Annotated in this window: 7 protein-coding genes; 6 read left to right on the forward strand and 1 reads right to left on the reverse strand. The window is 45.7% G+C overall.

Annotation, left to right across the window (positions count from 1 at the left end):
- The 6 genes from B4033_RS03510 to B4033_RS03535 form a co-directional block, all read left to right on the forward strand.
- Positions 1 to 967: hemolysin family protein (locus B4033_RS03510; protein WP_286832131.1), on the forward strand; the 967-nt coding region annotated here is incomplete at its 5' end.
- A 74-nt stretch (positions 968 to 1,041) separates the two neighbouring features.
- On the forward strand, positions 1,042 to 1,518 hold the full coding sequence (locus B4033_RS03515; RefSeq protein ID WP_286832133.1) for a YchJ family protein: 477 nt from the start codon (positions 1,042 to 1,044) through the stop codon (positions 1,516 to 1,518).
- A gap of 61 nt (positions 1,519 to 1,579) precedes the next feature.
- The gene (locus tag B4033_RS03520; RefSeq protein WP_008305156.1) at positions 1,580 to 2,224 is read left to right on the forward strand and encodes a trimeric intracellular cation channel family protein; all 645 of its coding nucleotides are present in this window, start codon (positions 1,580 to 1,582) and stop codon (positions 2,222 to 2,224) included.
- A gap of 125 nt (positions 2,225 to 2,349) precedes the next feature.
- Positions 2,350 to 3,669: an MFS transporter gene (locus B4033_RS03525; protein ID WP_034592555.1), complete on the forward strand. Its 1,320-nt coding sequence runs from the start codon at positions 2,350 to 2,352 to the stop codon at positions 3,667 to 3,669.
- 165 nt (positions 3,670 to 3,834) lie between these two features.
- Entirely contained in the window at positions 3,835 to 6,054 is a 2,220-nt protein-coding gene (gene parC / locus B4033_RS03530) for a DNA topoisomerase IV subunit A (protein WP_184103346.1), read from the forward strand.
- 149 nt (positions 6,055 to 6,203) lie between these two features.
- Entirely contained in the window at positions 6,204 to 7,880 is a 1,677-nt protein-coding gene (locus B4033_RS03535; protein ID WP_008305159.1) for an AMP-binding protein, read from the forward strand.
- 50 nt (positions 7,881 to 7,930) lie between these two features.
- On the opposite strand, the gene B4033_RS03540 is transcribed toward B4033_RS03535, so the two are convergent.
- Positions 7,931 to 8,329: a hypothetical protein gene (locus B4033_RS03540; protein ID WP_005223547.1), complete on the reverse strand. Its 399-nt coding sequence runs from the start codon at positions 8,327 to 8,329 to the stop codon at positions 7,931 to 7,933.
- Positions 8,330 to 8,368 lie beyond the last annotated feature (39 nt).

Below are 8,368 nucleotides of genomic sequence, written 5' to 3' on the forward strand. Positions count from 1 at the left end.
AGGTTTCGGCTTCCATATTCCAAAAGGCTACCTGTACGCAGCGATTGGTTTTTCGGTCATTGTCGAATTTATTAACCAGACCATGAAACGCAATCAGGAAAAAATGGTGACAACTACAGATCTGCGTTATCGCACTGCTTCAGCTGTGATGCGTATGCTCGGTGGTAAACCTGCTCAGGATAATGCTGCTTCTGAGCCGGTAGATGTACTGGCAACGCGTGCCTTTGCTGACGAAGTGTTTAATGATGATGAAAATGGCGTTTATCACAGTGTGATGGTGCAGGGCGTACTCGGCCTGTCTGAACGTCCGGTGAAGTCGGTGATGACCCCACGTCCTGAACTGGAATGGATTGATCTGGATGAAGATGAAGCTATCATTAAGGCCCATCTGTTGCAGATGAGTCATTCACGTCTGATCGTGGCACGTGGTGAGCTGGACAATATTGCTGGTGTAGTACTGACCCATAAAGTGCTAAACGAATATATCGAAACGGGTGTACTTGATTTCGAAAAACATCTACGTGAACCGGTAATTGTGCATGAAAATGCTCAGGTACTGATGGTAATGGACCAGTTGCGTCAGGCGCCGCTACAAATGGCGATTGTCCTGAACGAGTATGGTTCGATCGAAGGGATTGCAACACCGATTGATGTGCTTGAAGCCATTGCCGGTGAATTCCCGGATGAAGATGAAATGGAAACTGCAGCTGAAAGTCTGCATGACGGTAGTCTGTTGCTGGAAGGTTCAACCGATATTCGTCATGTATCCTTGCTGATTGGCCGTGATCTGGTGGATGAATCAGAAGAATATTCGACGCTGTCGGGCTATATTTTATTCCACCTTGGCCGTCTGCCTGAAAATGGTGAGAAGTTCGAAGCCGATGGTCATATCTTTGAAGTCGTGACAATGGATGGTCATAAGATCGAAAAAGTCCATATTATTCCGCAAGAACAAAACAAGAATTGAGTTCTGCCTCAGGTATGCGCTGAATTTTGCTAAAATAGCCCGCATCGTCGGGCTATTTTTTTTGGAATTCATTTTTGGAACTTACCCTCTCAGAAGCATGTCCATGTGGACTGGGCATTTATGAAAGCTGTTGTCAGCCACTGCATCAAGGCAAGCGAACTGCACAGACAGCCGAACAGTTGATGCGTTCACGTTATAGTGCCTTTGCCAAACAGGAAATTAACTATATCCAGCAGACGACCGCATTGGGACAGCAAAGGTTTTTAGATATGCCAGCAATTGCCGAGTGGAGCAGGGCCAATCAATGGCTGAAACTGGAAATCGTACAAACCAATGAAAAATTAGATAAATGTCATGCACTGGTCGATTTCAAGGCACATTTTCATGATGGTACACAGGCACAAATTCATCATGAAGCGTCCCATTTCGTCAAAGTAGAAGGCTGCTGGTATTTTCTCGATCCGACCACAGATCAACAATTTACAATGAAGCAAGCCTGCATTTGCGGTTCAGGGAAAAAATTTAAGCTATGTTGTGCGCAATTTTTGTAACTTTCACATAGATTTGCCTTAGAATAGCCGCCATCTCAAAGCCTCAGGTGGAAGCAGGGCGATGTTGTTGACCGTAATCTATATTATTGCCATTACCGCAGAAGCGATGACCGGTGCTTTATCCGCTGGACGGCGCAGCATGGACTGGTTTGGGGTTGTGATCATTGCCTGTGTTACGGCACTGGGAGGTGGTTCGGTTCGCGATGTGCTGCTTGGTCACTATCCATTGACCTGGGTCAAGCATCCTGAATATCTGGTGCTGACCTGCTGTGCGGCTTTTGTCACCATTCTGATCGCCAAATGGATGCGTCATTTACGTAACATCTTCCTGGTGCTGGATGCCTTGGGGCTCATCGGTTTTACCATTATCGGTTGCCAGATCGCATTAGAAATGGGGCATGGTTTTGTGGTCAGTGCCGTAGCTGGTGTCCTGACGGGTGTCTCCGGCGGTATTCTGCGTGACATTCTGTGTAATGATGTGCCGCTGGTGTTCCGTCGTGAACTGTATGCCAGTATTTCCTTCGTTGCGGTAATCTTCTACTGGCTGTGTAGCCACGCAGGTCTGTCGCTTGAGCTGACCATCATTTCTACCTTGATCTTCGGTTTTAGCCTGCGCCTGATCGCCATTTACTTTGGCCTGGAAATGCCGAAATTTATCTATAAAGATGATGATGAACAATCCGCATCATCTAAGGATGAATCATAAAACACGATTTTCAGATGAGCGAGGCAAAATAGCCTCGTTTCTGCATTCAATCGTAGTATAAAAATAGGATGAATGCTTCTGCTTTCCCTGCAGTTTCTCCCGAATCACATATCAGAGATTTACTTATGGACCTAGTTTCCCGGATTCAGCGCTTACCTGTAGGCAGGTTTCACTATATGTTGCTGGTCGTGATTGGTTTAGGCTGGATGTTCGATGCCATGGACACCGGACTGATTTCCTTCATTCTGGCTAAAATGGCAGAAGACTGGCAGATGACTCCTGACCAGAAAAGCTGGGTAGTCTCAATCGGTTTTATCGGGATGGCAATTGGGGCAATCTGTTCTGGCGGCCTGGCAGACCGTTATGGCCGCAAAACCATATTCGCTTTAACGCTGGTGATCTATAGTCTGGCAACCGCGGCTTGTGCCTTTGCACCGAACCTGACCTGGTTACTGGTCTTCCGCTTTATTGTCGGCCTGGGGTTGGGTGGTCAGTTACCGGTTGCTGTAACGCTGGTAAGTGAATATATTCCGGCACAGGTACGTGGCCGTTTTATTGTTTTACTGGAAAGTTTCTGGGGATTGGGCTGGCTCTGTGCAGCCTTGATTTCTTATTTTGTGATTCCGAAATTTGACTGGCATACCGCCTTTTTAATCGGTGGTATTCCTGCACTGTATGCAATTGTGATCTGGAAATTCGTTCCGGAATCGATTCCCTTCCTGATCAACCGTGGCCGTATCGATGAAGCGCATGCCTTGGTGAAAAAGATTGAAGCCAAGTGTGGGGTAGAGGTATTGGAAATCTTCCAGGTTCAACCTGTGGCCGAAAAACAGACGATTTCTTTTGCTCAGCTCTGGTCAGGCATATTTGCCCGCCGTACCTTAATGCTGTGGTTGATCTGGTTCGGCATCATCTTCTCTTACTATGGTATTTTTACCTGGTTACCAAGTCTGTTAGTGAAGGAAGGCTATACCATTGTCCAGTCTTTTGAATATGTACTGATCATGATTCTGGCGCAGTTGCCAGGCTATCTGGTTGCAGCATGGCTGGTAGAAAAACTTGGACGTAAGGCAACACTGGCCGGCTTTATTGGCATGTGTGCTGTATCTGCCTATTTCTTTGGTCAGTCCGGCAGTGTCACCGAAATCGTGATCTGGGGCTGTCTGATGTCCTTCTTTAACCTCGGTGCTTGGGGTGTGCTCTATACCTATACGCCAGAACAGTACCCAACCAATATCCGTGCTTTTGGTTCGGGCTGGGCAGGGGCAATCGGCCGGATTGGTGGTATTGTTGCGCCATTTGCAGTGACCCATCTGATGGTCATGCCGAGCGGCTTCAGCTATGTCTTTACCATGTTTACCGTGGTTCTGATTGCTGTAGCTGTGGTGATCTTGGTACTGGGTGAAGAAACCAAAGGTCGGACTTTAGAATCCTTGAGTCAATAAAGGTGGGGATTTTTTAGTTGCTTAGGGCGTTTAAAGTGGATATTTTTACGCCATAAGACACGATTTGTCGCACTGTGTACTGTACTGCTCTTGTGCAGTCAGGCAGTGCGACTTAGCATAAGAAACATTGATACAAAAACGACATTTTTAGGATTATAGGTTGTTATGACAAGCCTTGCGCATCATGCGACAGAAAACCGTTCCGTAGCAGAATTTACCGAACAGGCCTACCTCAACTACGCCATGTACGTCATCATGGACCGCGCACTGCCACACATCAGTGACGGTCTGAAACCGGTACAGCGCCGTATTGTTTATGCCATGAGTGAGCTGGGGCTCAAGTGGACCAGCAAACCGAAGAAATCTGCACGTACTGTGGGTGATGTACTGGGCAAATACCATCCACATGGCGACTCAGCCTGCTATGAAGCGATGGTGCTGATGGCACAGCCGTTCAGTTACCGTTATCCGTTTATTGAGGGGCAGGGCAACTGGGGTTCACCAGATGATCCAAAGTCTTTCGCGGCGATGCGATATACCGAAGCCAAACTGTCACAATATAGTGAATTATTGCTTTCTGAGTTGGGTCAAGGCACCTGTGACTGGCAGGACAACTTCGACGGTTCGATGAAAGAGCCAGTCAATCTGCCGGCACGCGTACCGAACATCTTATTGAATGGTACCACGGGTATTGCTGTAGGTATGGCGACCGATATTCCACCACATAACCTGCGTGAAGTGGTCAAAGGTACAATTGCACTGATTCGCAATCCGAACCTGACCGATGTCAAAGTAGCTGAATATATTCCGGGACCGGACTTACCAACCAAAGCAGAAATTATTACTCCACCGGCTGAATTGCTAAAAATGCAAATGACAGGTCGTGGTAGTTACCGTATGCGTGCCGTATATACGGTTGAAAAAAACGAGATCGTGATTACTGAACTGCCCTATCAGGTGTCTGGTTCCAAAATCATTACCCAGATTGCAGACCAGATGCAGGCAAAGAAACTGCCTCTAGTGACAGATGTACGTGATGAATCCGATCATGAAAATCCGACGCGTCTGGTCATTGTGTTGCGTTCAAATCGTATCGATGCTGAATCGGTGATGAGTCATTTGTTCGCAACCACCGATCTTGAATCTAGCTATCGCGTCAATATGAATATGATTGGTGCGGATGGTCGCCCGCAGGTGAAATCGATCCGTCGTATTTTGCTGGAATGGATTGAAATCCGTAAGACCACCGTGACCCGTCGTCTGCAATTCCATCTGAATAAAATCGAGAAACGCTTACATATTTTGGGTGGCCTGATCATTGCCTACCTGAATATTGATGAAGTGATTCAGATCATCCGTGAAGAAGATCAGCCCAAACCGGTGCTGATGCAACGATTCGGTATTGATGAAATTCAGGCAGAAGCCATTTTAGAACTCAAGTTGCGCCATTTGGCCAAGCTTGAAGAAATGGAAATGCGCCGTGAGCAGGAAGAGTTAGAAGCCAAGGCAGCTGAAATCCGTGAGCAACTGGCCAATCCAGAATCTTTAAAGAATTTGATCATCAATGAACTCAAAGATGATGCCAAGAAATTTGGTGATGACCGTCGCTCACCAATTGTTGAACGTGCTGAAGCTGCGGCAATTGATGAAACTGAAATGCTGCCTGCTGATCCGGTGACCGTAGTCCTGTCTGAAGCAGGCTGGATCCGCTGTGCCAAAGGCCATGAAGTGGATGCCGAAAACCTGAACTTCCGTGCAGGGGATCAGTACTTGAGTCATGCCCAAGGCAAATCTAATCAGCGTGTTTATGTACTGGATGATACGGGGCGCAGTTATGCCTTGGCCATCAACAGTCTGCCGTCTGCGCGAGGATTAGGTGAACCACTGAGTTCAAAACTTTCTCCTGCAAGTGGCGTCGGTTTTAAACAGGTTCTGGTTGCCGAAGATGAGGCAGAAATCCTGGCAATCAGCAGCAAAGGTTATGGTTTCAAGACCCAAGCCAAGCAGCTGGATACCAATGCCAAGGCGGGCAAGGCATTCCTGACTGTGCCGGAAGGTGCGCAGGCAATGAATCTGCAGCCACTTGAAGACAAAACTCATCTGGCATTGCTCAGCTCTGCAGGTCGTCTATTAATTGTTGATTTGACTGAATTACCTGTGTTGAATAAAGGCAAAGGTAATAAATTGATACAACTTGAAGATAAAGATCAGATTTTGTCCATGACAGCCTTGAGTTTAGATGAAATAATTCAAGTGCTTGCAGGACAACAGCAAATAAAATTAAAAGGGGATGATCTGCAAAAGTACATCGGCAAACGCGGTTCGAAAGGACAGCTTTTACCACGCGGATATCAAAAAGCAAATAAACTGTTGATTCAAAGATAAGACTAGCATCCATCAATCGAAATACGTTATATATGAACAACGATTCGACAAGATGGATGCATTATTGCGCATAAACAAGTTAAAAAATTAGCGCAATATTGAAAAAAACAGTTGAGATTCTAAGGATTATGATTGGAGAGAATGGCATTATGGAAAAGATTTGGTTCGCTGAATACGAGAAAACAGGGATTCCACGCACTGTAGAACTGCCACCAGAAAACACTTCATTAGTTGATATTTTTGAGCGTAATTTCCAGAAGTTTGGCTCACGTGATGCCTTTATCTTTATGGATAAAGTAATGACGTTTAACGAGCTGGAAGAAGCTAGTCGTAAATTTGCAACATATTTACAGAGCTTGGGGCTTGCAAAAGGTACACGCGTGGCAGTGATGATGCCAAACGTGTTGCAATATCCGGTCGTGGCATTGGGCGTATTCCGTGCTGGTCTGGTATTGGTCAATGTAAATCCACTTTATACTTCACGTGAACTTGAACATCAGTTAAATGACTCTGGTACAGAAGTACTGGTGATCATTGAAAACTTCGCTTCTGTATATCAAGCAATTATTGGCAAAACACCAGTGAAGCACGTCGTTGTTGCTTCTGTAGGTGATATGCTGGGTGCACTTAAAGGTACGCTAGTTAATTTTGTGCTACGTTCTGTACGTAAACAGATTCCAGCATGGGATATTCCAGGTCACATCAAGTTCAATGCTGCGCTGAACAAAGTCAGCCCAACGAACTATAAACGTCCTGAACTGACTTTAAGTGATACTGCTGTACTGCAATATACTGGTGGTACGACAGGTGTTTCTAAAGGTGCTGAACTGACACATCGCAACCTGGTTGCAAACATGCTGCAATGTGATGGTATTTTCCAGAGCAAATTCGGTGCACAAGATGGCCAGCCAGATGACCGTATTTTCTGTGCTCTACCGTTGTACCATATCTTTGCATTCATGGTGTGTGCACTGTACGGTATGTATAAAGGTCAAGCCAATGTTCTGATTCCAAATCCGCGTGATCTGCCTGCGGTAATTAAAGAATTACGTAAATACCAGCCAACGTTCTTCCCGGCAGTGAATACTTTATTCAATGCATTGATCAATAATGAAGACTTCAAACAGCTGGATCACAGTCGTCTGAAAATGGCGATGGGTGGTGGTATGGCGGTGCTGCCTTCTACTGCAGAAGCATGGAAGAAAGTTACAGGCACTAACATCATCGAAGGTTATGGTTTATCAGAAACTTCTCCGGTTGCAACTGCAAACCCGCCTGCATCTGAAGAATTTAGCGGCACCATTGGTATTCCATTGCCGTTGACTGAAGTTGCAATTTTGGATGACGATGGCAATGAAGTACCATTGGGCGAGCAGGGCGAGATTTCGATCCGTGGTCCTCAGGTGATGAAGGGTTACTGGAACCGTCAGGATGAAACTGACAAAGTCATGATTAATGGTTACTTCCGTACCGGTGATATCGGTGTGATGAACGATCGTGGTTATGTGAAGATTGTAGACCGTAAAAAAGACATGATTCTGGTATCTGGTTTCAACGTTTATCCTTCAGAGATTGAAGAAATCGTTGCGAAACATCCAAAAGTGCTGGAAGTGGCTGCCATTGGTGTACCAGATGAGAAATCAGGTGAAGTACCTAAACTGTTCGTGGTGAAAAAAGATCCATCTTTAACAACTGAAGAAGTTCTGGCATTCGCAAAAGAAAATCTGACAGGTTACAAGCGTCCGCGTTATGTAGAATTCCTGGATGAATTGCCAAAATCTAACGTAGGTAAAATCCTGCGTAAAGATCTACGCAAAACAGCTTAAAAGCTGTGTAAAAAAGCGCCTTTGATAGGCGCTTTTTTTATGGAATCTTTTTAAAGTGGGGCAGATTTATTCTTTTCCATCCACCAGCGGTCGAAGTAGCGACGACCAACGCCTACAATCCCGACGAAGATAAACAGGCTAATGAAGTGACGGTTGAAGCCAGGGCGGTAGAACTCGCCATAGCTGAGCACATTATCAATCAGGCAATATACTAAAATAATCGTTAGCCAATGCCACAGGGTATAGCGCTTGATGCCCACTGCATAAAAGGCAATCCATAACATCACAAAGGTGAACAGAGCTGACCAGATATTCATATTGGCAGCGATGACACTGAGTAAAAATGCCACGATCGGCAATACAATTTTCAGGACGCGATCCACTTGCAGCTGATGTTGACGCTGGCGTTCCAGTACATCCAACATTTCTTTTTGATCGGGACTGACCATCGTGAATCCTTATGTGGTTGCTAAAACACCCTATTTAAC

It is taken from the genome of Acinetobacter sp. UBA3132, from assembly GCF_002364825.1.
Classification (GTDB): Bacteria; Pseudomonadota; Gammaproteobacteria; order Pseudomonadales; family Moraxellaceae; genus Acinetobacter; species Acinetobacter schindleri.